This window comes from Rhizobium sp. 01T437 (assembly GCF_056398505.1).
In genome coordinates, this window is the sequence record NZ_JBFTPM010000044.1 from 1 (window position 1) to 25,841 (window position 25,841).

Here is a 25,841-nt window from a genome sequence, read left to right on the forward strand (position 1 = left end):
TTCCTGGTGCGCTCCGGCGTCCTGACCTCGGTGCATGCCTTTGCCAGCGACCCGAGCCGCGGCGTCTTCATTCTCTGCATCCTCTTGATCTTCATCGGCGGGGCGCTGTCGCTCTTTGCCTTCCGCGCGCCCCTCCTGTCGGCCGGCGGGCTGTTTGCGCCGATCTCGCGCGAGGGGGCGCTCGTCGTCAACAACCTGATCCTGACGGTTGCCTGCGGCACGGTCCTGACCGGCACGCTCTATCCGCTGGTGCTGGAAACGCTGACCGGCGACAAGATCTCCGTCGGTCCGCCCTTCTTCAACCTGACCTTCGGCCTGCTGATGGCGCCGCTCTTGATCGTCGTGCCCTTCGGTCCGCTGCTTGCCTGGAAGCGCGGCGATCTGCTCGGCGCCCTGCAGCGGCTCTATGTCGTGGCCGGTCTCGCTTTCGCCGCGGCGCTGGTCTTCTTCTATCTCGAGCATGGCGGCCCGGTCATGGCCGTGCTCGGCCTTGCCGCCGGCCTGTTCCTGATCTTCGGGGCTGCTGCCGACCTCTGGTATCGCGCCGGTATCGGCAAGGTGAAGGCGGATATCGCCTGGCGCCGGTTCTCCGGCTTGCCGCGCTCGGCCTTCGGCACCGCACTTGCCCATGCCGGGCTTGGCGTCACCGTGCTCGGCATCGTCGCCGTCACCACCTTCCAGACCGAACATGTGGTCGAGATGAAGCAGGGCCAGTCGACGGATGCCGGCGGCTACAGCATCGTCTTCGATGGCATGCAGCCGGCCACCGGCCCGAACTATACGGAAGATCGCGCACACTTCAGCATCCGCCGCGGCGGCGCGCAGGTTGCCGATGTCTGGTCGGCCAAGCGGCTCTATACCGCAAGGCAGATGCCGACGACGGAAGCCGGCATCCTGACCTTCGGCCTCAGCCAGCTCTATGTCTCGCTGGGTGATGCCACCCATGACGGCGGCATTGTCGTGCGCATCTGGTGGAAACCCTTCATCCTCTGCATCTGGGGCGGGACCTTGATCATGGCCCTCGGCGGCTTCGTCTCGCTCAGCGACCGTCGTCTGCGTGTCGGTGCGCCCAGCAGGAAGGCAAAGGCGAAGCCGGCAGCCCCGGCCATGGAGCCGGCGGAATGATAAGGCGTTTCCTCCTCGTCCTGGCGCTCATGATGGCGGCGGCACCGGCCTTCGCGGTCAACCCGGACGAGATGCTCACCGACCCGGCCCTCGAGGCCCGGGCGCGAACACTGTCTGCCGAACTGCGCTGCATGGTCTGCCAGAACCAGTCGATCGACGATTCCAATGCCGATCTCGCCAAGGATCTGCGCCTGCTGGTGCGCGAGCGCATCACCGATGGCGATAGTGACGAACAGGTGTTGAACTACATCGTCTCGCGCTACGGGGAATTCGTACTGCTGAAGCCGCGCTTCAGCCTGCGCACGCTGCTGCTCTGGGGTGCTCCCGTGCTGCTGATCCTCGCAGGTGGAGTTTCGCTCATCGTCTTTGCCCGCAAGCGGGCCGGCAAACCCACCGGCAGCAAACTCACGGACGAAGAACAGGCCAGGCTTGCCGAGTTGCTGGAAAAATAAGACACCATTCCGCCACGGCAAATCACGGCGGAATGGTTGATCCTCACGCCTTTCGATAGGGAAACAGCGCCCTGACGGCAGGATCGCGCAGCCACAAGCCGCCCCACATGAACAGCCCGAGATAGATGCTGAACAGGATATGGCTGAAGAGCGGGCTTCCGGCCCGGATCTGCGTGGCCATGGCGCCGCCGAGCAGGCTCATCATCAGCACCGCGCCGAAGACGCTCGTCTGCGGGATGAGGTAGAGCACGAGGCAGGTCAGCTCGATCAGGCCGATCATCAGCACATATCCACCAGGCCATCCGAGCTGGGTCATCGTTTCCTCGGCGATCGGAAGTCCCAAAAGCTTTGGAGCGATCGATGCGCCGAGCATGAAGAGCGCAAAAAGCCCTGATAGTACGCGACCGGTCCAGATCATGACCTTATCGCTCATCGCTGATCCGCCGGGATCGTATTGACCATCCAGGGTGTACCGAAGCGATCGGTAAACATGCCGAAGCCCGGCGACCAGAAGGTCGCGTTGAAGGGCATGGTCACCTTGCCGCCTTCCGAGAGCGCCTCGAAGACACGCTTCGTTTCCGCCACATCCTGGCTGTGATAGGTGGCGCTGAAGCCGCCCATGTCTTCCTGATATCCGGGAGGGGCGTCACAGCCCATCAAGGACTGGTCGCCGACATCGAGCCAGGCATGCATGATCTTGTCCTTGAAGGACGGATCGATCGGCATGTCGCCGGGCGCCTCCCCGAAAGCGTGCATGCCTGTCAGCTTGCCGCCGAGCACTTTGGCGTAGAATTCGAAGGCCTGCCGGCATTCGCCTTTGAAGACGAGATTCGTTACGAGTTTCATGCCCCTCACTCCCTCTGATTTCCTTGAATTGCAATCCAGCTTTCCAGCCTGCCGAAGGTGCTCTCCCAGCCATATCTGTGTCCGGTAAGGCTCTCTTCGGACCTCAGGCCCGCATGGGTGAAATCCATCCGCGTGCGGCCATCGGCCATTTCCTCGAAGACGACGGTCACGAGTGTCACGACCGGTTCGCCATCCTCATGCGATCCCTCCCATTGGAAGGTGAAAGAGAGGCGCGAGGGCTCCTCGATCTCCCGGTAGACGCCGTTTTGCCAGAGCAGACGACCGTCCTCCGCGTTCTTCAGGCAGGCCCGATAGGCGCCGCCGACGCGCAGATCCTGCACGACGCTGACCGCCGGCCATTCGACAGGGCCGAGCCAGGCAACGACCATTTCCGGCCGGGTCCAGGCAGCCCATAAGAGCGCACGCGGTGCATTGAATATCCGTTGCATATGCAATGTGGGGCGCGATAGCTGATCGGCCATGATTCTTCCCCCTGTTTGATTGAAAATGCGCGCGACATTCAGTTGCGTGGGCCGCTGTCGTCCGCTCTCTGGATCTTTTGAAGGTAGCCATCCAACCGGTCGAAGCTCGATTCCCAGAAGCGCCGGTATTGCTCCAGCCAGTCGGCAATGCTCTTCATCGCCATCGGTTCGAGCCTGGCCGGCCGCCATTGGGCCTCCTTGCCCCGGCTGATGAGCCCCGCCTTTTCCAGCACCTTAAGATGTTTCGAAACCGCCGGAAGGCTCATGTCGAAGGGGGCGGCGAGTTCGTTGACCGAAGCCTCGCCTTCGGCCAGCCGCGCGATGATCGCCCGGCGTGTGGGGTCTGCAAGCGCTGCGAAAGCGGTGCTCAAGGTGTCGGTCTGCATGATGGGCCTCGTATGTAACTATATGGTTAAATACAGGGCGCGATCTCGATTGTCAACCGATCGGTTAAGTACGGTTTGGTGAATTAGTCTCGCCCTTCGGCATGCAACCAAAAGAATATTGGTACATTACGAATTTTTCATGGGCTGGACAGTTCGTAGTAAGGTGCAGCGTCCTATATCTCGGTCATAACTGGTCCGGCACCGCCGGAACGAAGGTCTGAACAAGAAAAGAAGGTACTCTTATGCTGAAAAATTTCCGCGGACGTCCGTCCCTCAAAACGGTGCTTCAGGCATCCACCGTTGCAGGTCTGGCAGCCGCCGTTCTTGCAACCGGTATCCCTGTCGAGATCTCCCGTTCCTATGCCGAGGCTGTCAATGTCCAGTCCCCCTCGGTTCCGAGCTTTGCAAATGTCGTTGACGCCGTTTCCCCGGCCGTCGTTTCCGTCCGCGTCGAAAGCCGCGTCAAGCCGGCCTCTGATGATGGCGACGGTTTCTCCTTCGATTTCAACGGCCGCGGCTTTGACGATTTGCCTGACGCTCTGAAGCCGTTCTTCCGCCAGTTCGGCGAACAGGGCCAGGGCCACCAGGGTCAGAACCAGCAGCGCCGCTTCGGCCAGCCGGGCGGTCCGGGCCGTCTGCGTCCGGTCGCTCAGGGCTCGGGCTTCTTCATCACTGAAGACGGTTATATCGTCACCAACAACCACGTCGTTTCCGACGGCTCGGCCTTCGTTGCTGTCATGAACGACGGCACCGAGCTCGATGCCAAGCTGATCGGCAAGGACCCGCGCACCGACCTCGCCGTGCTGAAGGTGGATGGCAAGGGCCGCAAGTTCACCTATGTCAACTGGGCCGATGACAACAAGGTCCGCGTCGGTGACTGGGTCGTCGCCGTCGGCAACCCTTTCGGCCTTGGCGGCACGGTCACGGCCGGCATCGTTTCGGCCCGCGGTCGTGATATCGGCTCCGGCCCCTATGACGACTACCTCCAGGTCGACGCGGCCGTGAACCGCGGCAACTCGGGCGGCCCGACCTTCAACCTCAACGGCCAGGTCGTCGGCATCAACACCGCGATCTTCTCGCCGTCGGGCGGCAGCGTCGGTATCGCCTTCGCAATCCCGGCCTCCACCGCCAAGGATGTCGTCGCCGACCTGATGAAGGACGGTACGGTCTCGCGCGGTTACCTCGGCGTGCAGATCCAGCCCGTCACCAAGGATATCGCCGACTCCCTCGGTCTCTCCGAAGCAAGTGGCGCTCTGGTCGTCTCCGCTCAGGAAGGCACGCCCGGCCAGAAGGCCGGCATGAAGACGGGTGACGTCGTCACCGCCGTCAACGGCGAGCCGGTCAAGGATGCTCGCGATCTCAGCCGCCGCATTGGCGCGATGACGCCGGGCAGCAAGGTCGAGCTTTCGGTATGGCGTTCCGGCAAGGCCCAGTCCGTGACCGTCGAGCTCGGCACGCTGCCGGCCGACCAGCAGGCTTCCGCTGGTGATGACAACGGCCAGCCGGAGCAGGCCCAGCCGCCGGCTTCCGAGAAGGCGCTTGCCGAACTCGGCCTGACGGTCGGCCCGTCGGATGACGGCAAGGGCCTCGCCATCACCGGTATCGATCCGAATTCGGATGCTGYCGACAAGGGCATCAAGGAAGGCGAAACGATCACCTCGGTCAACAACCAGGATGTCTCCAGCGCCGACGATGTCGTCCGCGTCATCAACCAGGCCAAGAAGGACGGCCGCACCCGCGCGCTGTTCCAGATCCAGTCGAAGGACGGCAGCCGCTTCGTCGCCCTTCCGATCAACGGCCAGGGCTGATCTTCTGGCCTCAGAATGCCGGAGCTGCGCAGGCGCGAATGCCGCGCGGCTCCAACTCCTCAAGTCTGACGAATTCTTCACAGCTGCCAAATTCTTCAATTATGCCAAATTCTTCAATTATGAAGGACGCCCGCAATGACCTCCCCCCAACAGGAAGACGCTTTGAGCCTTGCCGAAAAGCAACCGGCGGGTAATGTCGGCCGCATGAAGATTCTCATTATCGAAGACGATCTCGAAGCGGCGGTCTATCTCACGAAAGCCTTTCGTGAGGCGGGGATCGTTGCCGACCACGCAAGCGACGGCGAAAGCGGTCTTTTCATGGGATCGGAGAATACTTACGACGTCATCGTCATCGACCGCATGTTGCCGCGCCGCGATGGTCTCTCCGTCATCAGCGAGCTGCGCCGCAAGGGCATCCACACGCCCGTTCTCATTCTTTCTGCCCTCGGCCAGGTCGACGACCGCGTGACCGGCCTGCGCGCCGGCGGCGACGACTACCTGCCGAAGCCCTATGCCTTCAGCGAGTTGCTTGCCCGCGTCGAAGTGCTTGGCCGCCGCAAGGGCACGCCGGATCAGGATGTCGTCTATCGCGTCGGCGATCTCGAACTTGACCGCCTTTCCCACGAGGTTCGCCGCGGCGGCAAGGAAATCCCGCTGCAGCCCCGCGAATTCCGCCTGCTGGAATATTTGATGAAGAATGCCGGTCAGGTCGTGACCCGCACCATGCTGCTCGAAAATGTCTGGGATTACCACTTCGATCCGCAGACCAATGTCATCGACGTGCATGTCTCGCGCCTGCGCTCCAAGATCGAGAAAGACTTCAGCCAGCCGCTGCTGAAGACGATCCGAGGTGCGGGGTACATGATCAAGGATGAGGGATGAGCCGTTTCCGGGTTCTCTTCAAGTCCACAGCAGTCCGCCTTTCGGCACTTTATATTCTGCTCTTCGCTATCTGCGCTGCAACGCTCGTCTTCTATGTGACGGCGATGTCCGAGCGGCTGCTGACCGGCCAGATCCGCGATGCGGTCGCCCAGGAGGTGACGCAGGTCCAGCGCGCCTATGATGCTGGCGGCATGAACCTGCTTCTGCGCACGATGGAGCGCCGCGCCCGTCAGCCGGGCGCCAATCTCTATCTCATTGCAGGCCCCTCGGGTGATATCCTTGCCGGCAACGTCGCCTCCGTGCAGCCGGGTGTTTTCGAGGAGGAGGGTTGGACCTCGGTGCCCTTCATGTATCAGCGCTACACTGATAGCGGCGTGGTGCGGCATATGGCGATTGCCAACATCTTCGTCCTCGACAACGGTCTGCGCGTGCTGATCGGCCGTGACCTCGGCGAGCCGGAACGCTTTCGCGTGCTGGTGCGCCAGGCGCTGATGATCGCGCTCGCCATCATGGGCCTCGGCGCTATCATCATCTGGTTCGGCATCGGCCGCAACGCGCTGAAACGCATCGACCGCATGTCGGACGCCGGCAAGAAGATCATGGCCGGCGACCTCTCGCAGCGCCTGCCGGTCGCCGGCTCGGGCGACGAATTCGACCGACTTTCCGTCTCGCTGAACAACATGCTGGAACGCATCGAGAAGCTGAACGAGGGCTTGCGGCAGGTCTCCGACAATATCGCCCATGACCTGAAGACGCCGCTGACGCGCCTGCGCAACAAGGCCGCCGATGCGCTCGACATTGAGGACGGCGAGGTGCGCCGCGGCGCGCTGGAAGGCATCATCTCAGAATCCGACCAGCTGATCCGCACCTTCAATGCGCTGCTGATGATCTCCCGCGTGGAGGCCGGTTCCGTCGCCGCCGAAATGTCGCCGATCGAACTGTCAGCCATCGTCGCCGACAGCGCCGAACTCTATGAGCCTGTTGCCGATGAGGCGGGCATGGCGCTGACCTCGGAGATCGAGCCCAGCATCGAGATCCAGGGCAATCGCGAACTGATCGGCCAGGCGATCTTCAATCTGCTCGACAATGCGATCAAATATTCCGCCGATACCGAAGGAGCAGGCTCCGTCTCGGTGAAGCTCAGCCGCCGCCCCGATGGCATCTGCCTATCCGTCGCCGACCACGGCCCGGGCGTCCCGCCTGACCGGCGCGAGGACGTAGTGAAGCGCTTCGTGCGCCTGGATGAAAGCCGCTCGAAGCCGGGCACCGGCCTTGGCCTCTCGCTGGTCGAAGCGATCATGGAGCTGCATGGTGGCACGCTGGAACTGTCCGACACCGAGCCCGGCCATCCCGAACGCCCCGGCCTCACCGTCAGCATGGTGTTCCCCGCACGGGTGGCCTGATTTTCCCAATGATTTTCATACTGGCGCTTTCGCCTTGAGGCCCTAGCTTTCACACCCTAGTTTAAAGTCGCATTGCGGCATGGCAGGGAGAGCAAATGCTGACGAAATCGAACCATGGCCTGAAAGATGTCGCTGAAGGACTTCTGCGGCCGCTGAGCCAGACGGAACTGAAATCGGCGCTTGCTGACCTGCAGGATATCGGCAAGAGCGAACCTGTCGTCGCCGATATGCTGAAGGCCGAGGGGCCGCTCCGCAACTTTATCGCTGCTGTCCTGACGCTCTCTCCCTACCTGCGCGAAATCGCCAATCTCGATCCGGCAATCCTTGCCTCTGCCATCAGCGACCCGCTGGAACCGCAGATCGAAGCGCTGATTTCGGAGGCGCGTGACTGCTGGAAACCGGACAACGAAGGAAGTACGCCCGGCGAAAGCCAGGTGATGACGAGGCTTCGCATCGTCAAGCGCAGGGTAGCCTTCCTCGTAGCCCTTGCCGATCTCGCCCGTATCTTCGACGGCCGCGCAACAACCGGCTGGCTCAGCGAACTTGCCGAGGCTTCGGTCGAGGCCGCCATCGATCACCTGCTGCTGTCGACGCATGAAAGCGGCAAGCTGAAACTGAAGAATATCGCGGCTCCCAGCGAAGGCTCCGGCGTAATCGTTCTCGGCATGGGCAAGCTCGGCGCCTCCGAACTCAACTATTCCTCCGATATAGACCTCGTCATCTTCTTCGACGAAGAGGCCGGCATCGTGCCCGACCCCGATGATGCGATCGAGATCTTCCCGCGCATGATGCGGCGGCTGGTGCGCATCCTGCAGGAACGCACCGCGGATGGCTATGTCTTCCGCACCGATCTCAGGCTGCGGCCGGACCCCGGCTCCACGCCGCTCGCAATCCCCGTCGATGCCGCCATGATCTATTACGAGGGCAGGGGGCAGAACTGGGAGCGGGCCGCCTTCATCAAGGCCCGTGCGGTTGCCGGCGATATAGCGGCAGGCGAGCAGTTCCTGCGCGGCCTCGCTCCCTTCGTCTTCCGCAAATATCTCGATTATGCGGCGATTGCCGACATCCATTCCATCAAGCGGCAGATCCACGCCCACAAGGGCCACGGCGCAATCGCCGTGAAAGGTCATAACGTCAAGCTCGGCCGCGGCGGCATCCGCGAGATCGAATTCTTCGTGCAGACCCAGCAGCTGATCGCCGGCGGGCGCATGCCGGCTCTGCGCTCCCGCGTCACCGAGGAGACGCTGGCCGAACTCACCAGGTCAAAATGGATCGACGCGGAGACCCGCGACGAGCTGACCGAGGCCTACTGGTTCCTGCGCGATGTCGAGCACCGCATCCAGATGGTACGCGACGAGCAGACCCATCTTCTGCCGGAGACGGACCAAGAATTGAAGCGTATCGCCTTCCTGATGGGCTTTACCGATACGCCGAGTTTTTCCGAGCGGCTGGTGGAAGTGCTGAAGGCGGTCGAGCGGCGTTATGCCGACCTCTTCGAACAGGAAACCAAACTCTCCGTTGGGACAGGCAATCTCGTCTTCACCGGCCAGGGCGACGATCCCGATACGCTGGAGACGCTGAGGAAACTCGGCTTCGAACGCCCTTCGGATATTTCCCGCATCATCCGCACCTGGCATTACGGCCGCTACCGTGCCACGCAATCGGTCGAGGCGCGCGAACGGCTGACGGAGCTGACGCCCGAGCTTCTCCGCGTCTTCGGCGAAAGCAAGCGGGCGGACGAGGCGCTGCTGCGCTTCGACAGCTTCATTTCCGGCCTGCCGTCGGGCATCCAGCTCTTCTCGCTGCTTGGCAGCAACCCGGCGCTGCTCTCCCTCACCGTCAACATCATGTCCTCGGCGCCGAAGCTCGCGGAAGTCATCGCCGCTCGCCCGCATGTCTTCGACGGCATGCTCGACCCCGGCCTGATGGCCGAGCTCCCGACGCGCGACTATCTCGGCGAGCGACTGAAGGCCTCGCTGGTGCAGGCGCGACACTATGAAGAAGTGCTGGACCGGCTGCGCATCTTCGCATCGGAGCAGCGTTTTCTGATCGGCATCCGTCTGCTGACGGGCGCAATCAATGGCGACATGGCCGCGCGCGCCTTCACCCATCTCGCCGATCTCATCATTGAAGCCGCCCTCGACGCGGTCATGAACGAGATCCGCGTTGCACACGGAAATTATCCCGGCGGACGGATTGCGATTGCCGGCATGGGCAAGCTCGGCAGCTTCGAACTGACGGCAGGCTCCGATATCGATCTCATCCTGCTCTACGACTACGACTACGACGCCGCCGCCGCCGAATCCGATGGTGCAAAGCCGCTCGACGCGACGCGTTATTTTACCCGCATCACCCAGCGCCTGATCGCTGCCTTTTCTGCCCCGACGGCCGAAGGCGTGCTCTATGAAGTCGACATGCGGCTCCGGCCCTCCGGCAACAAGGGACCGGTCGCCACCCGCATCAATTCCTTCGGCAAATACCAGCGCGAAGAGGCCTGGACCTGGGAGCATATGGCGCTGTCGCGCGCCCGGCTGATCTGCGGCGATCAAAGCCTGGTCGGCGAGGCAGAAGGTATCATTGCTGACGTGCTCTCAACAAAACGCGACATCGCCAAGGTCGCCCATGACGTCGCCGAGATGCGCGAGCTGATCGAAAAGGAGAAGGCGCCAGAAAATGCCTGGGATCTGAAGCTCATTCCGGGCGGCGTGATCGATATCGAATTCATCGCCCAATATCTGGCCCTGATCGCGCCGGCAAAGGGTGTCGAGACCAAGATCAACGGCCTCACCACCGGTGCTGCCCTGAAGGTGCTCGGCGACAAGCTGCTGACCTCCGCCGATCTCGATACCTGCCTCGAAGCTTTCGCGCTCTACACAGAACTTTCGCAACTGATCCGGCTCTGCATCGACAGCCTCTTCGATCCGAAGGAAGCACCTGCCGGTCTGACCGAGCTCGTCTGCCGGGCCGGAGACTGCCCTGACATCAAGACTTTGGAGGGCGAAGTGAAACGGCTTTCCAAGGCGGTCCGTAAGGTCCTTCAGACGGTGGTGAAGGTGTAGGACAAGATTGCCTCAAGCGTGATCGGGAATACGCAGCGAGATGACCGTTCCGACCGACTCGCGCGAGCGTATCTTCATGCTGCCGCCGTGCAGGCTTGTCAGCGAGCGGGATATGGCGAGGCCGAGGCCGGAGCCGCCCTTGCTCTTGGCATACTGGCTCTGCACCTGCTCGAAGGGCTGGCCGATCTTGATGAGTGCTGCGCGCGGAATGCCGATGCCGGTATCGGCGATCGTGACCATGACGCCATCGGCGACACGGCGGGTGCGAACCGCAATGCGCCCGCCTTCATTGGTGAACTTCACGGCATTGGAAAGCAGGTTCAGCAGCACCTGTTTCATGGCGCGCCGGTCGGCCATCAGCGTCATGCCGGAGCAGATGCGCTGCTCGATGACGATATTCTTTTCAGCGGCCGGAATGGCGGTGAAGCGCAGGCTTTCCTCGATCAGCGGCGCAAGGTCGGTGCGCTCGCGCGACAGCAGCATGTGGCCGGCCTCGATCTTCGACATGTCGAGAATATCGTTGATGACGTTGAGGAGATGCTTGCCGCTGTCATGGATGTCGCGGGCATATTCATTGTACTTGGCCGAGCCGAGCGGGCCGAACATCTGGTTCTGCAGGATCTCCGAGAAGCCGAGAATGGCGTTGAGCGGCGTGCGCAGCTCATGAGACATGTTGGCCAGGAATTCCGACTTCGCCTTGTTGGCGGCCTCCGCGCGTTCCTTCTCCACCAGATAGTTGGAGTTGGCGGTGGAAAGCTCGGCCTTCTGCAGTTCCAGCGTTTGGCGGGAGGCGGAGAGATCGTTGATCGTCGCCATCAGTCGGCGCTCGGAATCGCGCAGCCGCTCCTGGTGACGCTTCAGGGGCGTGATGTCGGTGCCAACCGATACGCGGCCGCCGTCGCGGGTGCGCCGTTCGTTGATCTGCAGCCAGCGTTCGTCGGCAAGCTGTACTTCCGTGGTGCGCGAATAGCCGGAGCCGTCTGCATCGGCAATGCGCCGCTCGATGACGGGACGGGCCGCAGCGGCATGGACGGCCGTGCGTTCGGTGCCGGGCACCAGTACGCTGTCCGGAAGCCCGTAGGCCTGCTGGAAATGGGCGTTGCACATGACGAGCCGGTCGTTCTTGTCCCACAGCACGAAGGCTTCCGAAGTACACTCGATAGCATCGGCCAGACGCTGGTCGGCCTCGGCGTAGCGCTGAGCAAGCCGATGCTGTTCGGTCACGTCCATGGCGATGCCGATCATGTGCACGCGGCCGGAATGGCCGCGGATCACCTGGGCGCGGGCGCGCATCCAGACATAGTGGCCGCTCGCGTGGCGCATGCGGAAGATCTGGTCGACCTGGCCGGAATCACCCTTGGCGACGGCGCGGGCGATCTCGTGCAACCCGTTATCCTCCGGATGCATGAGCCTTGCCGCATCGGCAAAGCCCATCGTCTTGTCGGAGCCGGCAAGCCCGAGCATATCGTACATCGAGCGTGACCAGAAGAATTCGCGATTGTGGAAATCGAAATCCCAGAGGCCGCAGCGGCCGCGTGACAGCGCCGTCTCGACCCTGAGATTGGATTCCAGGAAGATGTCGTCGGCATCGCGCGCCCGCTTCACCTGCATGTAATAGGCGTAGAGGATGACGAGCAGGATGGAGGAGATGCCGGCAAACAGCGTGACGTTGAGCGTCAGTTCCTCGCGCCAGAGACGGTTGATCTCGTTGAGCGAGGTGGCGGAAACGATATAGCCGCCCGCCGTGCCCATCAGGGAGATCTCGGCATAATGCAGCTCGCCGCCGATGCTCGTTTCGATGACATCCGTGCGGTCGCCGAAGCGGCGGATCGCGGAGATCTCGGGGAAGAGGGCCGAGACGTCGGCGCCGATATAGGAGGCACCGGCCGTCGTTGCCGCAAACACCTTGCCGCTTGCCTGCACCAGCAGCACGAAGGCGCCGTTCTCCAGCCGGTCCTGCGGCAGGAATTTCGCAAGGCGCGCCTGCGCCTCTGCGGCGCTGCCGCCGTCGAAGAGATCGGTCGCATCGGCAAAGACGGCGGCCGCCGTTGCAGCCGAAAGCGCCGTTGCATGCCGCGCGGAGGCCTCCATGCGGCTATATTCGCTAACCATGCCGAAAAAATGCGAGGCCGCAACGACAGCAAGGAAGGCGACGATGAGAACAGGGATCGTGCGCTTCAGGAGAAGCTCTGCCTTTGGCAGGTGGCGCAGCAATGGCTCAGGAGCTTTTGCGGTCTGTCCGGACAGGCTGTCGCGCCAGGCTTTGAGCCCGCCAAAATCGACACGCAGCCGTCCTTCGGCCGCGGTTGCCCGCCGCACGTCCATCATCTCTGAACCTTGTCCCTCGTGTGATTCGCGCGCCGCTCGCTCGAACTACACCTAGAGAATCACGCGTGATTCGCCTTGTCCAGAGCCGACGGTAAAAATTTATTAACCATTTGTGATTGCTGGTTTTTCGAAGGGATTCGCTGATGGCGGGCCTAGCTGTCCGGAGGGTGGAAGACAGCTAGGCGGCAAATCATTTGCGGAAAATCACCCCTTGAGCGTGCGCTCAACGATGTCGCGGACATCTGTTGAAAGGTTGGCTGCCCGCTCGATCTCGATCAGTGCCGAGCGCGCATGATCGGCGCGGGCCGATTCCAGCGAGCGCCAGGAGCGCATCGAGGTCAGCAGGCGCGCAGCAAGCTGCGGGTTGCGCTGGTCGATGTCGAGGATCTGGCTGGCGAGGAAACGATAGCCTTCGCCGTCGGCGCGGCCGAAGCCGGTCGGATTGCCGAGAGCGAACGTGCCGACCAGCGAGCGCATGCGGTTCGGGTTCGTGTGCTTGAAGAGCGGGTTTTCCATCAGCACCTTGACGCGATCGACCGCGCCTGATCCGGGAATGCCGGCCTGGATCGCAAACCACTTGTCGACGACGAGCGCATTTTCCGAGAAACGGCTGCGGAAGGTTTCGAGCGCCGCCTTGGCCTCTGCGCTGTCGGAGAAGCGATGGGCGAGGATCGTCAGCGCATGGCTGAGATCGGTCATGTTGTTGGCGCCGTCGAAGGCGGCCTTGGCACGAGCCGGGCTGCCCTCGGCATAGGAGAGATAGGTAAGGGCGGTGTTGCGCAGCGCGCGGCGGCCGGCGCTTTTGGCATCCGGGCTGAATTCGCCCGGTGTGGTCATCGCGTCGTAGAGGGCCGCGAAGGTGGCTTTGCCGGCTTCGGCGATCTGCTTCATGATCGCCTGGCGGCCCGCATGAACGGCATCGGGATCGATGTTGCTGCCGAGCTCGCGGGCAATGTCGGATTCGCTCGGCAAGGCCAGTGCCTGGGCGCGGAAGGCAGGCTCGAGGCTTTCATCGGCGGCCGCCGCAATCAGCGTATCGACGAAGGTCTGTTCGCAGACGATCGGCGCACCCTCGCGGGCATCGCGGGCGGCTTTCAGGAGGTTCGGCAGCGCCAGATCCGTCAGTGCCTGCCAGCGGGCGAAATGATCAGTCTCATAGCGGGCGAGCAGCGCCAGATCGGCCGGGCTCTGGTCGAAATGCAGATTGATCGGCGCAGAGAAGCTGCGGTTGATCGAAACCACCGGGCGCGAGCCGATACCGTGGAAGACGGCTGTCTGCGTCCGCGCCGTGAGATGCAGCACCTCGCCGGCATATTCGGCGCCATCGACGCTAACAGGCTCGATCTTGGAGCCGTCCTCTGCAAAGAGCGCAAGGCTCAGCGGAATATGCATCGGCTCCTTGGTCGGCTGGCCGGGTGTCGCGGGGATCATCTGTTCCAGTGACAGGCTGAACGTCTTGGCGCCTGCATCATAGGTGCCGGATGCGGTCACGAGCGGCGTGCCTGCCTGATGGTACCAGAGCGAGAACTGCGCGAGGTCGCGGCCGCTTGCATCCTCGAAGCACTTGACGAAATCCTCGATCGTGACGGCCTGGCCGTCGTGACGATCGAAATAGAGGTCCATGCCCTTCTTGAAGGTCTCGCGGCCAAGCAGGGTCGCGATCATGCGCGTGACTTCGCTGCCCTTCTCGTAGACCGTCGTCGTATAGAAGTTGTTGATCTCGCGATACTTGGTCGGGCGCACTGGATGGGCGAGCGGGCCGCCGTCTTCCGGGAACTGCTCGGATTTCAGGTGGCGCACTTCGGCAATGCGCTTGACCGGGCGCGAACGCTGGTCGGACGAGAATTCGTGGTCGCGATAGACAGTCAGGCCTTCCTTGAGGCAGAGCTGGAACCAGTCGCGGCAGGTGATACGATTGCCGGTCCAGTTATGAAAATACTCATGCGCGATGATCGCCTCGATATTGGCGTGATCGGCATCGGTCGCAGTCTCGGGATCGGCGAGCACGTATTTGTCATTGAAGATGTTGAGGCCCTTGTTCTCCATGGCCCCCATGTTGAAGTCGGAGACGGCGACGATCATGAAGATGTCGAGATCGTATTCACGCCCGAACACCTCCTCATCCCATTTCATCGAGCGCTTCAGCGCGTCCATCGCATAGGCCGCGCGCGGCTCCTTGCCATGTTCGACATAGATCTTCAGCACGACCTCGCGGCCGGACATCGTAGTGAACGTGTCTTCGRCGACGCCGAGATCGCCGGCGACCAGTGCGAAGAGATAGCTCGGCTTCGGATGCGGGTCGAACCAGGCGGCGAAATGCTTGCCGGGACCATAGCCGGCACCACCGAGGAAATTGCCGTTAGACAAGAGCAGCGGGTTGGCATCCTTGTCGGCGATGATGTTGACCGTATAGGGCGCCAGTACATCCGGCCGGTCGGGGAAATAGGTGATGCGGCGGAAGCCTTCGGCCTCGCACTGCGTGCAATAGATGCCGCTGGTGCGGTAAAGGCCCATCAGCTGTGTATTGGCTTCCGGATTGATGATCGTGGTGACGGTCACTTCGAAAGGCACCGTTTCCGGCAGGTCGCGGATGGTGAGGCTTTCCGGCGTTACCGTATAGCGTTCGGGCGCCAGTTCGTTCTGGTCGAAGAGAAGGCTGGAAAGATTGAGCTCGTCGCCATCAAGGATGAGGGGAGCGGAAAGATCAGCGCCTTCGCGGCGATGGAAGATCAACCGTGCTTCGACCTTGGTTTCTGTCGGATCCAGTTCGAAAGTCAGGTCGACGCGCTCAAGAACAAAATCTGTTGGGCGGTAATCTGCCAGATTGATGACCTGACCGGTATCTGTTCGCATGTTGCCTGAAGACCTTTATTAGACAATGGCCGATTACAGAGGCGGGCGCACTCTGCTGAAATTTGGCCGCCATAATTACATTAAAGTCTGAACTAAAGTTAAAGCAAATCGGCCGTGAATGCGAAGTTCACAGCCAAATTATTATGGTCAAATTGTCGTCATGTGCAGCTGAAAGGGGAAGATTGCTATTTGAGATTGAGCGCAGTCTTGATCTCGGCGTCGCTTTCCGTCTGCTGGATGACAACGCCATACCAGCCGAGCCCGTCATAATCCTCGTAGCCGAGCGTGCGCGCAAAGGCGACGATCGAGCCATTATTGTCGTAATAACTGCCCTTGGGCTGGCCGGTCTGGTTGGCGAGCGCGAAATGGGTGAAGAGCATGGCCGGATTGGTGCTGGCGATCACACGGCTTGCGCCGTCGAGCAGCATGACGGTGGTCTTTTCCGCAAGCTGCGGCGGCAGGTTCGCTTCCTTCTCGACGATCGCCTGACCCTGGTTCTGCCAGTCGAAATACACGCCGAGCGTGCCCAGGAGCTTGCCGTCGAGTTTGCCGCCTTCGCGGATGCCGGTCGCATAGACGAGCGCATGCCGCTGGTCGTGGAGAAGGCTCGGTTTTACCTCGTCGACGATATAGTCGTCGCCGGAAGCGCAGCTCGCCGCGGCCCTGAACCAGGGATCCCCGGCAAGCGATGAACCCGATATCTTGCGCTGGAAGGTCGGGTTTGCCGATGCGATCACCCGGCCGGAGAGATCGGTCATGACGAGGTCGAGATAAACAGTATAGAAGCGGTTGATGACGCCGAGCCGTTCGGCTGCGAAGGCGACCCGGTCCTTCTCCGGCTCCTGCAATGCCTGCCAGAGCGCCGGATCCGTCGCCCACCAGCGCACGTCGGCGGTGCGTTCGAAGAGGTTGCGCACGATGAGCTGAACCAGCGTCTGCGCGAGATCGGTCAACCGCACGCCTTCCATCTCGGTGACGAGCGAATCCGCCATCGCACGGCTGAGGCCGATGCGTCCCAGCACATTGCTCTCGAACTTGTTGGTGATCTCCGTGGCGATCTGCGCCAGCCGCTGCACTTCATTGGCGACGACGGCAAAGCCCTTGCCGGTTTCGCCGGCGCGGGCCGCCTCGATCAGTGCGTTGATGGCAAGCAGCTTGATCTGCTTGACGATGCTGGTGTTGTCGGCGCTGAAGCGCTCCAGATCCGTGCTGATGCCATCGGTGACGACACGCATCGAACGGGGCGTTGCGTTCTGCGACTGGGAAACGATCTCTGCGCTGAGCGGCTTCATCAAAAAGATCCTGAAAATAATCTGACGCGACGGGCTGCGGAACGAATGCGATTCTTTTGTATGATTAATTAGCTGGGAACGATGCGATGGCATGGTTTGCAACCGGTTAACGCAATGGGTGCAGATGCGAACATTTTCGGGCGAATGAGTGTAAAACGCGAAGTTTTTTCATCAGAAAACGGAATTGCACAGAAAAGCGGCAGATGAAAAGCGGGTAAATACTTGCTGCCCACAGCATCGGCCGGAAAATCGGAATCGATTTTCGAAAAGCCCGATGCGTAGGTTCCAAGAGTTAGAGCGTGCTTGCGCGTCCGAATGGACGCACGGCGCTTTACTGCGCGCAGATTTTTTCCCACCGGTGCATTTCTTCGGCTACGATGAAGAAATCATCCGCTGCGTTCGAGTCGAACGCGTCTCCCCCGCTCGGCATGCCCGCATAAGAGCCTGGATTATGGAATCGGTTCTCAGAAACCCGATGAGAGGCATTGCGCTGAAAGTCTCGTCGGTCGTGGTCTTCCTGGCCATGCAGACATTCATCAAGCTGGCTGGGTCGGATATTCCGCCGGGGCAGGTGACTTTCTGCCGCTCCTTCTTCGCGCTGTTTCCGATCATGGCCTATCTCGGCTACCGGCGTCAGCTGCGCTCTGCCTTCTATACGGCCAATCCGATCGGCCATCTGAAGCGCGGCACGCTCGGCATCATCTCGATGGGGCTCGGCTTCTACGGGCTTCTGCATCTGCCGCTGCCGGAGGCGATCGCGCTCGGTTATGCCACGCCCCTCGTCGCCGTCATTTTCGCGGCGGTTTTCTTAGGCGAGACGGTGCGCGTCTATCGCTGGAGCGCCGTCTGCTTCGGCATCATCGGTGTCGCCATCATCTCCTGGCCGAAGCTCACGCTGTTCCGGGAGGGCGGCATGGCAGCTGAACAGGCGGTCGGTGCACTCTGCGTGCTGCTGTCGGCCGTGCTCGGCGGCATGGCGATGATCCAGGTGCGCCGGCTCGTGGAGGAAGAGAAGACGGCGACGATCGTGCTCTACTTCTCGATCACCGCTTCGGTCTTCTCGCTTGCGACCGTCCCCTTCGGCTGGCTTCTGCTCGGCTGGTCCTCGGCTCTTTTCCTCATCGCTGCCGGTTTCTGCGGCGGTGTGGCGCAGATCCTCCTGACCGAGAGCTACCGGCATGCGGATGTTTCCACCGTCGCTCCCTTCGAATACAGCTCGATCCTGCTTGGCGGCATCGTCGCTTACTATGTCTTCGGCGACGTTCCGAGCAGTACGATGCTTTTCGGCACGGTGATCGTCATCGCCGCCGGCATCTTCATCATCTACCGCGAGCACCAGCTTGGCCTTGAGCGCCGCGAAGCGCGAAAAGCCGGTGCGCCGCAATCCTGAGCGGCTGAACCTATATCACAAGGCGATTTTTTTATCGCTCTGATTGAAAAATTATGCCATCCGCCCCTCAAAAGAGAATGGGATGGTGAAATCTTGGGATATCGCTTTTGCCAAAAATATGGTTATGAAAGTGAATTACTTTCATTTATTCAAAGCCGTGCATAATCGATAGGCCATAGATGCCGGGGGAGTTTCGGTATCGCTGCTCCGAACGCTGGCTTGCGAGCGAGGGTTGAGGAAAAGCATCATGGCGTTCACGGCGGAACAACTGGCGCGGGATCCTTCTTTTGTAGTGAGCATTCGCTTCCTGGCCGGGCAAATGCGCGGCATGTTTGATGCGGGGCCGCGGCTGGCGCGCCTGCTGGCCTCGCATCAACGCTGGCTGCTGACGCAGACGGCCTATGCGCTGCATCTGGAATATGATCCGCGGGACGTGACCTCGGGTTTCACCGCCGTCCGGCTGACCGGCAAGATCACGGCGCACAAGATCGCCAGCCGCAACACGGTGCTTGCCTTCATCGAAGAGCTCTTCACCTACCGCTTCATCACCCATACGCCCGGTGACGAACGCCGCCGTCCTCGCCATTTTGAGCCGGCCGAAGTCAGCCATCAGGCAATGTTCGGCTGGTTGCACTTCAACCTCGGCGCGCTTGATCTGATCGACGGTGGAAGCCGGGCGGCGTTTCTGCAGGAAAATCCCACGCTTTTCCGCCAGATCCAGCCGCGTGTTGCCTATAACTGCCTCGAGGATGTCAACTGGCGCGAACCGCCTGAACAGGTGGCGCTGTTCCTCTGGACGGAAGCGGGCGGTATGGTCATCGATCATTTCATGTCCCGGCTCGATCTCGAAGGAACCGATCCGGCACGGATGGCGATCGGCAAGGTGGAAACCCGCGCGCTTGCCGGTGATTTCATGATGTCGCGCACGCACCTCCAGCGGCTGCTCGCCAAGGGCGCGCAGCGCGGCTGTCTCGGCTGGTACGACGAGCCGAAGAAGTCGCAACTGTGGCTGTCGCGCGATTTCCTGAGGGAATATGTCGGCTGGCAGGCGATCAAGTTCGCCTATGTGGACGAAGCCTTCGAATCCGCAAAGGAAAGATTCGAGAGCGCAGGCGCCTGATCAGAGCGCGATGGCGGAAGCCGGGGTCTTGACCTCGGACGGCGCGTCGCAAAGCTCGCGCTGATATTCGTGCGCGGCGCAGACGGCAGCACGAATATGCTCGAAAGAGTCGAGGTGACGCAGCAGTGAAATCAGAATTGTTGACATCGGTCGTTACTTTTTGAAATGCGAAAAGGCAGGCGAACCGCCTGCCGGATCATCATTCCGGAATTTTCAATATTCCTGGAAATCCGCGAAGATCATCGCCGGACGCGAGGTGCGGCCGTTGATGCCGGTACCGCGGGCGATCATCTGTTCGTTTGTGGCAAAGCCGAAACGGCTGTAGCCCTGAGTGGTGCGAACCTGATCGCTTGCTTGGCGCAGGGTTTCAAACCCGCAATGTATAGGACGAAAACGCTTGTTCATGGCCTTGGTTCCTGTTCGTTCCTCCCAAGACACGCCTTCTATATTGCAGTGCAGCATTGATTCTTCAATGCACCCTTGCAGGATGCAGCCATGCGTGTATTGCATGGACAAATTCATAATATCTTCAAACTTGGCTAATTTGTAAGCAGAGACAGCTCTTTAAGTCTAGCCTGGAAGGCCAGTAGATCGCTCCAGGCCAGCCGCTTGTTTACTGGCGCGGTTAACAGGTCCTGCGGATGCAGGCTGGCAATGGCCGGAATGACCTGATCTGCGACAGCGATCTCCTTCCACCGGCCGCGAAGCCCGTGGATCGTGTCAGTTTCGCCGAAGAAGAATCGTGCCGTATAGTTGCCGAGCAGCAAAATGGCGCGCGGTTCGGCAAGCGCGATCTGCCGCTCGATGAAGGGACGGCAGATCTCCGTCTCGGCCGCCGACGGCATGCGGCTGCCGGGCGGACGCCAGGGAATGATCTGCGTCAGGAGAATGGCTGACCGCTCAAGGCCGATCGAGGCCAGCATTCGGTCCAGCAGCTGGCCCTGTCTGCCGGCAAAGGCCGCTCCCTCGCGCTCGTCATCGGCGCTAGGCGCCGGGCCGATCACCATGATGCCGCTTGCCGGATCGCCGCTTGCGAAAATAGTCGAGCGGGCGCTGTTTTTCAGATTGCAGCCATTGAAGGCTTCGAGCGCCGTCTTGAGTTCTGCAAGCGAGCGGGCGCTCTCGGCTGCGAATCGCGCCTGCTGCACCGCTTCACCGTCGGGAATTGCCGGTTGTGGTCGCGAGGCAGGAGCCGACGTGGCTGTGTGCTGCTGCGGCGCGGGTGGGGCAGGGCGGGAGGCCGCCTGCCTCTCCAGTGGCGCCTGTCTTTCCGGCTGCGGTTGCGCGGCCGGTGCCGCCGAACGGCGGGCAGCCTTCATCGCCTCGAACTCGGCGAAACGGTCGACCGGCTCGTCCTCCAGCAGCCAGTCCACACCCGCCTCAGCATGAAAATGCAGAAGCGCGGCAAGTTCGGCCGGACTCAGGTCGTTGGCGGAGATCATGGGCAGACTTTAGCGGAGCGAAAACGGCAATGAAAGGGCGGGCAGCCTTCCTGCCGCCCTTTCGGCTGCTATTGCACAGTCCACTGGTTGATATCGTCGCGTTCGCCGATCAGTGCGAGACCATGCGCGATCGACAGCAGTTCGCCGCCGGTCTCGATCTTGTCCCTGTCGAAGCGCTCGGTGAAGATGCGCCGCACCGCCGGCACGAAGGATGTGCCGCCGGTCAGGAACACTTTGTCGATGCCGGATACATCCGTATTGGTCTTTTCCAGCACCTCGTCGAGCGCCCCTTCGATGCGGGCAAGGTCGTCGACGATCCAGCTTTCGAAATCGCTGCGCTTGATCGTGCGGTGGCCGCCGCGCCCGAGCGGGGCAAAATCGAAGGGTGCTTCCTCCGCGGAGGAAAGCGCCATTTTCGTTGCCGAGACCGCCTGATAAAGCGGATAGCCTTCGTCATGATCGATGAGATCGACAAAGGTTTCCAGCTTCTCCGGTTCCAGCGCCGTGCGCACCAGCTTCTTCAGATCCTCGAATTCCCGCGATGTCTTGAAGATCGACAGCTGGTTCCAGCGGCTGAAGCTCGCATAGTAGTTTGACGGCACCTCAAGGATCTTGTCGAAGCTCTTGAAATGGCTGCCCTTGCCGATCAGCGGCGCGACGATGTTGTCGATCATGCGCGCGTCGAAGTGATCGCCGGCGACGCCGACACCGGAATGGCCGATCGGCGTTGCCGTCAGTTTGCCGGCCCTGGTCTCGAAGCGGATCAGCGAATAGTCCGTCGTACCGCCGCCAAAGTCGGCAACGAGCACAGTCGCATCGGACTTCAGGTTTTGCGCGAAGTAGAAGGCGGCGGCAACAGGCTCGTAGACATAATGAATTTCCGGAAAGCCGAAGCGCGTCAGCGCCTCGTTGTAGCGTTGCACCGCCAGCACCGGGTCCGGACTGGCGCCGGCAAAATGCACCGGGCGGCCGGCGATGATGCGGCCGGTATCCTCGGGCCAGTTCTCGCCTGCGTAATGGCGAAGGCGCCGAATGAAGATTTCCATCAGGTCTTCGAAGCTCTGCCGCTTGCCGAAGATGATCGTGCCCTGGAAGAGGGCGCTTGCCGCAAAGGTCTTGATCGACTGCAGGAAACGACAGTCGCCGGGATTGTCGATGAACTGCTGGATCGCCGCGTGCCCGGCCTCGACCTTCAGCGCCGAAGCACCGAGCTGCGGATCCTTCATGAAGGAGAGCGCGGTGCGCATGCTGTCGGCCGTGCCGGCGCTGCTGGTCAGCGATATGGAATGCGTGTCTGCGCCGCCATCTGCCAGCGCCAGAACAGTATTGGTCGTGCCGAAGTCAAGCCCGAGCGCCCGTGCCATGGCCGTGCTCCCTATCAAATATGTCGAAAATCTATGAGCCGGGGCAGATACCCCGAAATGCGAAAGGGCGCTTTGCTGCGCCCCCGAAGGTGTTTTGAGAGGCGCGTGATCGCACAGGAGAGGTCGGAAAGCAACCCGCCTTAGCATCGGCCCGAAAATCGGAATCGATTTTCGGAAAGCCTGATGCGCAAATCTAGAGAGTTAGAGCGCTGTGCGGACGCGCGGCGCTCTAATCAGTTTCCGAGCTGCACCTGCGTCTCCTCGGCCATCCTGCCGATCCACTTGCGAAACATCTCCATGGCGGGCGTGACGGAGCGGGATTTGAGCCGCATCAGCCAGTAGCTGCCCTTGGAAATCCAGATCGGGAAGGGCTGCTCCAGCTCGCCCGCCGCAAGCTGGCGGGAAAACATCAAGGGCGGCGCCAGCGCCACACCTGCACCCTGCAGCGCCGCCTCGATCATCAGCACGGAGGAATCGAAGACCATGCCCCGGATCGGCGGCGGTGTGACGCCCGCGGTCTCGAACCAGCTCGGCCATTCGTCGGCGCGGTAGGAGCGCAGCAATGTCTGATGGGCGACATCTTCAGGGGAGGAAAGCTGGCGCGCGATCGAGGGAATGCAGAGCACCGAAAGCGGCGCCTCGAACAGTGCCTCCGCCTCGATATCGTGCCAGGCGCCATTGCCGAACTTGATCGTATAGTCGAGCCCTTCGGCGGCAATATCGACGCGATTGTTGTTGGTCGAAAGCCTGAGATCGATGAAGGGATATTGCTCGCGGAAATCGGCAAGCCGCGGCAGGAGCCAGCCGACGGCAAGCGTGCCGACGGCGCCGAGCTTCAGCACCTCGCGCACATGGCCGCCCTCGAAACGCTCCAGCATATCGGCCATGCGGTCGAAGGAATCCTGCAGGGCAGGCAGCAGCGCGAGCCCTTCCTCCGTGATCATCAGCCCGCGCGGCAGGCGGCGGAACAGGCTGACCCCGAGGCGCTGTTCCAAGAGCTTCACCTGATGGCTGACGGCCGCCTGCGTGACACAGAGTTCGATCGCCGCCCGGGTAAAGGAAAGATGCCGCGCCGCCGCCTCGAAGGCGCGCAGCGAGTTCAGCGGCAAATATGGTCGAACCATGGCGATGGCCTAATCTGATTTATGCCTGACCGGAAATATCATCGTTTGATCGGGCCTTCCAGGCTGGCCTAGAAAGCCGAGGTCGAACCATATGGAGAACGAAAGTGGCTTTCGAAAGACTTCTTCTTCTGGCATTTTCCATAAGTATTACAGCAGTTTCCATGAATGCATCGCCGGCCGATGCCGCCGATCCAATCCGCTGCACCGTCATCATCGATGAGAAGACCGGCGAGACGATTTATCGTCAGGGCAATTGCGATCAGGGCTTCTATCCGCAATCGACCTTCAAACTGCCTTTGGCCATGATGGGCTATGATTCCGGCATTTTGGTCGACGAGCACAATCCGCTCTGGACATATGATCCGAAGCTCAAGCGATCCCCGCGCGAGCAGAAGGATACCGATCCGACCATTTGGGAGCGGGATTCCATCGTCTGGTTCTCACAGGCGCTGACCCGCAAGCTCGGCAAGCGCGCCTTTGGCGATTACATCAGGCGTTTCGGCTACGGCAATCAGGATGTTTCGGGCGGGCCTGGCAATACGGATGGGCTGACCGAATCCTGGCTGATGTCGTCGCTGAAGATCTCGGCCGAAGATCAGGTGCGCTTCCTGCGCCGCTTCCGGACCGGCACCCTGCCGATTTCGGAACGTGCGCGACAGATGACGGAGGCGATCGTGCCGCATTTCCAGGCGGCTGGCGGCTGGGATATCCAGGGCAAGACCGGCGCCGGCTGGCTGCGCAACGCCGCCGGCAAGACCAACTACGAGCGCCCGCTCGGCTGGTTTGTCGGCTGGGCAATGAGGGGCGACAGGCGGCTGATCTTTGCGAGGCTCTATATCGCCAATCACCGATACAGCGACAATCCGATCAGCTTCGAGACGCGGGATACGCTGGTCGCGGATTTCCCAAAGCTGGTCGAAGGCCGCTGATGCGAAAGGGCGCCGGAAGGCGCCCTTTCTGTCTCTCTATTCCGCGGCCATCGCCCGCGTTTCCGCTGCCACGTGCTCTTCCTTCTTCCCGCGGCTGAGCATGCGTTGGAGGAAATTCCCGAAGCGGTCCATCTCGACGAAGATGACAGGCGTGATGAACAGCGTCAGCATCTGCGAGACGATGAGGCCACCGACGACGGCGATGCCGAGCGGCTGGCGCAATTCCGAGCTCGCGCCCGTGCCGAGCGCGATCGGCAGGGCGCCGAGCAGGGCGCAGAAGGTCGTCATCATGATCGGGCGGAAGCGTCGCACGCAGGCTTCGTGGATCGCCGCCGTCGCCTTCTCGCCGGTCGTGCGCATGGTCTCCACCGCCACGTCGATCATCATGATCGCGTTCTTCTTGACGATGCCGATCAGCATCAGGAGGCCGATGAGGGCGATGATCGACAGGTCGAAGCCCATGATCTTCAGCGCGAGCAGCGCACCGAAGGCCGCCGCCGGCAGGCCGGAGAGGATGGTCAGCGGGTGGATGAAGCTTTCATAGAGTACACCGAGCACGACATAGATGGTCAGAACAGCCGCCAGGATCAGATAGGGCGTATTGCCCTGCGACTGCTGGAAGATCTCTGCCGTACCGCCATAGGACGTGAAGACGTCGGCCGGCATGTTGAGGTCCTTCTTGATCTGCTCGATCCTGGCCGTCGCGTCGCTGAGCGATACGCCTTCCGGCAGGTTGAAGGACACGGTGGTCGAGACGAGCTGGCCCGTCTGGTTGATGGTGACAGGTCCGACCGTGCGCTCGACATGCGCAAAATTCGACAGCGGCACCAGGCTGCCATTGGAAGAAGCGACCCGGATTTCCGATAGCTTCTGGTCGTCCCAGGGCTTGCTTGTGTCATATTCGACGATGACGTCGTAGCTGTCGCCGGTCGACTGGATTTCCGCAGCCGCAAAGCCGCTGAAGGATTCCTGCAGCGTCGTGCGCAGCGTGTCGTTGTCGATCCCGTAGGCGGCTGCCCGCTCGGTATCGATGACGATATTGGCCTGCAGGGCGTTGTTCTGCGCATCCGAGGTCACGTCCGTGAACAGGCGGTCGGCGCGCATCGCCTGCTGGACCTTGCCTGCCCACAGGTTGGTCTGGTCGGCATTCAGTGCCTGTATGACCAACTGATATTGGCTGGCAGTCTGACGGCCGCCGAAGCGCAGGCTCTGGTTCGGCGTCACGAACGCCTGCAGGCCGGGGATCTTGTTGATCGCCGTGCGCAGCTCGCGCAGCGTCTGGTCAAGCGGTGCACGCTGATCCTTGTCCTTCAGTTCGACGAACATCGAGCCGTTGTTCTGTGGCTTGTTGGGGTTGCCGCCGATCGTCGACATCACATGGTTGACGGCCGGGTTCGCCTTGACGATCGCGGCAGCCTGCTGCTGCAGGGCCTGCATCGCCGAATAGGAAATATCCTGTCGCGCCTGCGTGCTGATCGTCAGGCGKCCGATATCTTCCTGCGGGAAGAAGCTCGWCGGCAGYGTCATGAAGAAATAGATCGTCAGCGCAACAGAAG

The 25,841-nt window shown here is 61.5% G+C and carries 23 protein-coding genes; 9 read left to right on the forward strand and 14 right to left on the reverse strand.

Features of this window, described 5'->3' with window-relative positions:
• Both AC1DM5_RS35705 and AC1DM5_RS35710 read left to right on the forward strand, forming a co-directional pair.
• Positions 1-1,125: heme lyase CcmF/NrfE family subunit (locus AC1DM5_RS35705; RefSeq protein ID WP_477976864.1), on the forward strand; the 1,125-nt coding region annotated here is incomplete at its 5' end.
• Entirely contained in the window at positions 1,122-1,577 is a 456-nt protein-coding gene (locus AC1DM5_RS35710) for a cytochrome c-type biogenesis protein (RefSeq protein ID WP_477823992.1), read from the forward strand. The genes AC1DM5_RS35705 and AC1DM5_RS35710, both read left to right, overlap by 4 nt.
• Before the next feature lie 43 nt (positions 1,578-1,620).
• On the opposite strand, the gene AC1DM5_RS35715 is transcribed toward AC1DM5_RS35710, so the two are convergent.
• The 4 genes from AC1DM5_RS35715 to AC1DM5_RS35730 are packed head-to-tail and all read right to left on the reverse strand — an operon-like array spanning position 1,621 to position 3,291.
• The gene (locus AC1DM5_RS35715) at positions 1,621-2,010 is read right to left on the reverse strand and encodes a DoxX family protein (RefSeq protein ID WP_477823993.1); all 390 of its coding nucleotides are present in this window, start codon (positions 2,008-2,010) and stop codon (positions 1,621-1,623) included.
• Positions 2,007-2,423, reverse strand: a complete 417-nt coding sequence (locus AC1DM5_RS35720; protein WP_477823994.1) for a VOC family protein — start codon at positions 2,421-2,423, stop codon at positions 2,007-2,009. Before AC1DM5_RS35720 ends, AC1DM5_RS35715 begins: the two co-directional genes overlap by 4 nt.
• A gap of 5 nt (positions 2,424-2,428) precedes the next feature.
• Positions 2,429-2,905, reverse strand: coding sequence for an SRPBCC family protein (locus AC1DM5_RS35725; protein WP_477823995.1), 477 nt, complete (start codon positions 2,903-2,905; stop codon positions 2,429-2,431).
• 38 nt (positions 2,906-2,943) lie between these two features.
• Entirely contained in the window at positions 2,944-3,291 is a 348-nt protein-coding gene (locus AC1DM5_RS35730) for an ArsR/SmtB family transcription factor (RefSeq protein WP_477823996.1), read from the reverse strand.
• A 242-nt stretch (positions 3,292-3,533) separates the two neighbouring features.
• Between AC1DM5_RS35730 and AC1DM5_RS35735 the strand changes: the two genes are divergently transcribed.
• The 4 genes from AC1DM5_RS35735 to AC1DM5_RS35750 all read left to right on the forward strand — a co-directional run bounded on the left by AC1DM5_RS35735 (position 3,534) and on the right by AC1DM5_RS35750 (position 10,443).
• Positions 3,534-5,099: a Do family serine endopeptidase gene (locus AC1DM5_RS35735; protein ID WP_477976865.1), complete on the forward strand. Its 1,566-nt coding sequence runs from the start codon at positions 3,534-3,536 to the stop codon at positions 5,097-5,099.
• 135 nt (positions 5,100-5,234) lie between these two features.
• Complete coding sequence (locus AC1DM5_RS35740) at positions 5,235-5,981, forward strand: response regulator transcription factor (RefSeq protein WP_029616368.1); 747 nt, start codon at positions 5,235-5,237, stop codon at positions 5,979-5,981.
• On the forward strand, positions 5,978-7,384 hold the full coding sequence (locus AC1DM5_RS35745; protein WP_477823998.1) for a sensor histidine kinase: 1,407 nt from the start codon (positions 5,978-5,980) through the stop codon (positions 7,382-7,384). Before AC1DM5_RS35740 ends, AC1DM5_RS35745 begins: the two co-directional genes overlap by 4 nt.
• A 95-nt stretch (positions 7,385-7,479) precedes the next feature.
• Positions 7,480-10,443: a bifunctional [glutamine synthetase] adenylyltransferase/[glutamine synthetase]-adenylyl-L-tyrosine phosphorylase gene (locus tag AC1DM5_RS35750; RefSeq protein WP_477823999.1), complete on the forward strand. Its 2,964-nt coding sequence runs from the start codon at positions 7,480-7,482 to the stop codon at positions 10,441-10,443.
• A gap of 12 nt (positions 10,444-10,455) precedes the next feature.
• Here AC1DM5_RS35750 and AC1DM5_RS35755 read toward each other — a convergent pair whose 3' ends face one another.
• From AC1DM5_RS35755 to AC1DM5_RS35770, 4 genes are all read right to left on the reverse strand, one after another.
• Complete coding sequence (locus AC1DM5_RS35755; RefSeq protein WP_477824000.1) at positions 10,456-12,771, reverse strand: PAS domain-containing sensor histidine kinase; 2,316 nt, start codon at positions 12,769-12,771, stop codon at positions 10,456-10,458.
• Positions 12,772-12,975: 204 nt separating this feature from the next.
• The gene (gene pepN, locus AC1DM5_RS35760) at positions 12,976-15,624 is read right to left on the reverse strand and encodes an aminopeptidase N (protein WP_477976866.1); all 2,649 of its coding nucleotides are present in this window, start codon (positions 15,622-15,624) and stop codon (positions 12,976-12,978) included.
• 185 nt (positions 15,625-15,809) lie between these two features.
• Positions 15,810-16,916, reverse strand: a complete 1,107-nt coding sequence (locus AC1DM5_RS35765) for a methyl-accepting chemotaxis protein (RefSeq protein ID WP_477824002.1) — start codon at positions 16,914-16,916, stop codon at positions 15,810-15,812.
• A 68-nt stretch (positions 16,917-16,984) separates the two neighbouring features.
• Positions 16,985-17,272, reverse strand: coding sequence for a hypothetical protein (locus AC1DM5_RS35770; RefSeq protein ID WP_477824003.1), 288 nt, complete (start codon positions 17,270-17,272; stop codon positions 16,985-16,987).
• A gap of 95 nt (positions 17,273-17,367) precedes the next feature.
• On the opposite strand from AC1DM5_RS35770, the gene AC1DM5_RS35775 reads away from it, so the two are divergent.
• Both AC1DM5_RS35775 and AC1DM5_RS35780 read left to right on the forward strand, forming a co-directional pair.
• Positions 17,368-18,306, forward strand: a complete 939-nt coding sequence (locus tag AC1DM5_RS35775) for a DMT family transporter (protein ID WP_477976867.1) — start codon at positions 17,368-17,370, stop codon at positions 18,304-18,306.
• Between the two features lie 247 nt (positions 18,307-18,553).
• Positions 18,554-19,426 carry a hypothetical protein gene (locus AC1DM5_RS35780; RefSeq protein ID WP_477824005.1) on the forward strand — a complete coding sequence of 291 codons (873 nt, stop codon included), beginning with the start codon at positions 18,554-18,556 and terminating at the stop codon, positions 19,424-19,426.
• Here the strand turns inward: AC1DM5_RS35780 and AC1DM5_RS35785 are convergent, their stop codons facing one another.
• The 5 genes from AC1DM5_RS35785 to AC1DM5_RS35805 form a co-directional block, all read right to left on the reverse strand.
• Positions 19,427-19,573, reverse strand: a complete 147-nt coding sequence (locus AC1DM5_RS35785) for a hypothetical protein (protein ID WP_477824006.1) — start codon at positions 19,571-19,573, stop codon at positions 19,427-19,429. It lies immediately after the preceding gene.
• A gap of 66 nt (positions 19,574-19,639) precedes the next feature.
• Complete coding sequence (locus AC1DM5_RS35790; RefSeq protein WP_037095662.1) at positions 19,640-19,831, reverse strand: hypothetical protein; 192 nt, start codon at positions 19,829-19,831, stop codon at positions 19,640-19,642.
• 134 nt (positions 19,832-19,965) lie between these two features.
• Complete coding sequence (locus AC1DM5_RS35795; protein ID WP_477824007.1) at positions 19,966-20,868, reverse strand: uracil-DNA glycosylase; 903 nt, start codon at positions 20,866-20,868, stop codon at positions 19,966-19,968.
• 68 nt (positions 20,869-20,936) lie between these two features.
• Positions 20,937-22,232: an Hsp70 family protein gene (locus tag AC1DM5_RS35800; protein ID WP_477824008.1), complete on the reverse strand. Its 1,296-nt coding sequence runs from the start codon at positions 22,230-22,232 to the stop codon at positions 20,937-20,939.
• Positions 22,233-22,465: 233 nt separating this feature from the next.
• Positions 22,466-23,356, reverse strand: coding sequence for a LysR family transcriptional regulator (locus AC1DM5_RS35805; protein WP_477824009.1), 891 nt, complete (start codon positions 23,354-23,356; stop codon positions 22,466-22,468).
• 104 nt (positions 23,357-23,460) lie between these two features.
• On the opposite strand from AC1DM5_RS35805, the gene blaOXA reads away from it, so the two are divergent.
• Positions 23,461-24,285, forward strand: a complete 825-nt coding sequence (gene blaOXA, locus AC1DM5_RS35810) for a class D beta-lactamase (RefSeq protein WP_477824010.1) — start codon at positions 23,461-23,463, stop codon at positions 24,283-24,285.
• 36 nt (positions 24,286-24,321) lie between these two features.
• Here the strand turns inward: blaOXA and AC1DM5_RS35815 are convergent.
• Positions 24,322-25,841, reverse strand: a 1,520-nt coding sequence (locus AC1DM5_RS35815) for an efflux RND transporter permease subunit (RefSeq protein WP_477976868.1), incomplete at its 5' end; no start/stop codon positions are given.

Bases quoted from the DNA above. Each gene is read 5' to 3' on its own strand.
- AC1DM5_RS35710 (WP_477823992.1), top strand. From the start codon at position 1,122: ATGATAAGGCGTTTCCTCCTCGTCCTGGCGCTCATGATGGCGGCGGCA.
- AC1DM5_RS35715 (WP_477823993.1), bottom strand. From the start codon at position 2,010: ATGAGCGATAAGGTCATGATCTGGACCGGTCGCGTACTATCAGGGCTT.
- AC1DM5_RS35720 (WP_477823994.1), bottom strand. From the start codon at position 2,423: ATGAAACTCGTAACGAATCTCGTCTTCAAAGGCGAATGCCGGCAGGCC.
- AC1DM5_RS35725 (WP_477823995.1), bottom strand. From the start codon at position 2,905: ATGGCCGATCAGCTATCGCGCCCCACATTGCATATGCAACGGATATTC.
- AC1DM5_RS35730 (WP_477823996.1), bottom strand. From the start codon at position 3,291: ATGCAGACCGACACCTTGAGCACCGCTTTCGCAGCGCTTGCAGACCCC.
- AC1DM5_RS35740 (WP_029616368.1), top strand. From the start codon at position 5,235: ATGACCTCCCCCCAACAGGAAGACGCTTTGAGCCTTGCCGAAAAGCAA.
- AC1DM5_RS35745 (WP_477823998.1), top strand. From the start codon at position 5,978: ATGAGCCGTTTCCGGGTTCTCTTCAAGTCCACAGCAGTCCGCCTTTCG.
- AC1DM5_RS35750 (WP_477823999.1), top strand. From the start codon at position 7,480: ATGCTGACGAAATCGAACCATGGCCTGAAAGATGTCGCTGAAGGACTT.
- AC1DM5_RS35755 (WP_477824000.1), bottom strand. From the start codon at position 12,771: ATGATGGACGTGCGGCGGGCAACCGCGGCCGAAGGACGGCTGCGTGTC.
- AC1DM5_RS35765 (WP_477824002.1), bottom strand. From the start codon at position 16,916: ATGAAGCCGCTCAGCGCAGAGATCGTTTCCCAGTCGCAGAACGCAACG.
- AC1DM5_RS35775 (WP_477976867.1), top strand. From the start codon at position 17,368: ATGGAATCGGTTCTCAGAAACCCGATGAGAGGCATTGCGCTGAAAGTC.
- AC1DM5_RS35780 (WP_477824005.1), top strand. From the start codon at position 18,554: ATGGCGTTCACGGCGGAACAACTGGCGCGGGATCCTTCTTTTGTAGTG.
- AC1DM5_RS35785 (WP_477824006.1), bottom strand. From the start codon at position 19,573: ATGTCAACAATTCTGATTTCACTGCTGCGTCACCTCGACTCTTTCGAG.
- AC1DM5_RS35790 (WP_037095662.1), bottom strand. From the start codon at position 19,831: ATGAACAAGCGTTTTCGTCCTATACATTGCGGGTTTGAAACCCTGCGC.
- AC1DM5_RS35795 (WP_477824007.1), bottom strand. From the start codon at position 20,868: ATGATCTCCGCCAACGACCTGAGTCCGGCCGAACTTGCCGCGCTTCTG.
- AC1DM5_RS35800 (WP_477824008.1), bottom strand. From the start codon at position 22,232: ATGGCACGGGCGCTCGGGCTTGACTTCGGCACGACCAATACTGTTCTG.
- AC1DM5_RS35805 (WP_477824009.1), bottom strand. From the start codon at position 23,356: ATGGTTCGACCATATTTGCCGCTGAACTCGCTGCGCGCCTTCGAGGCG.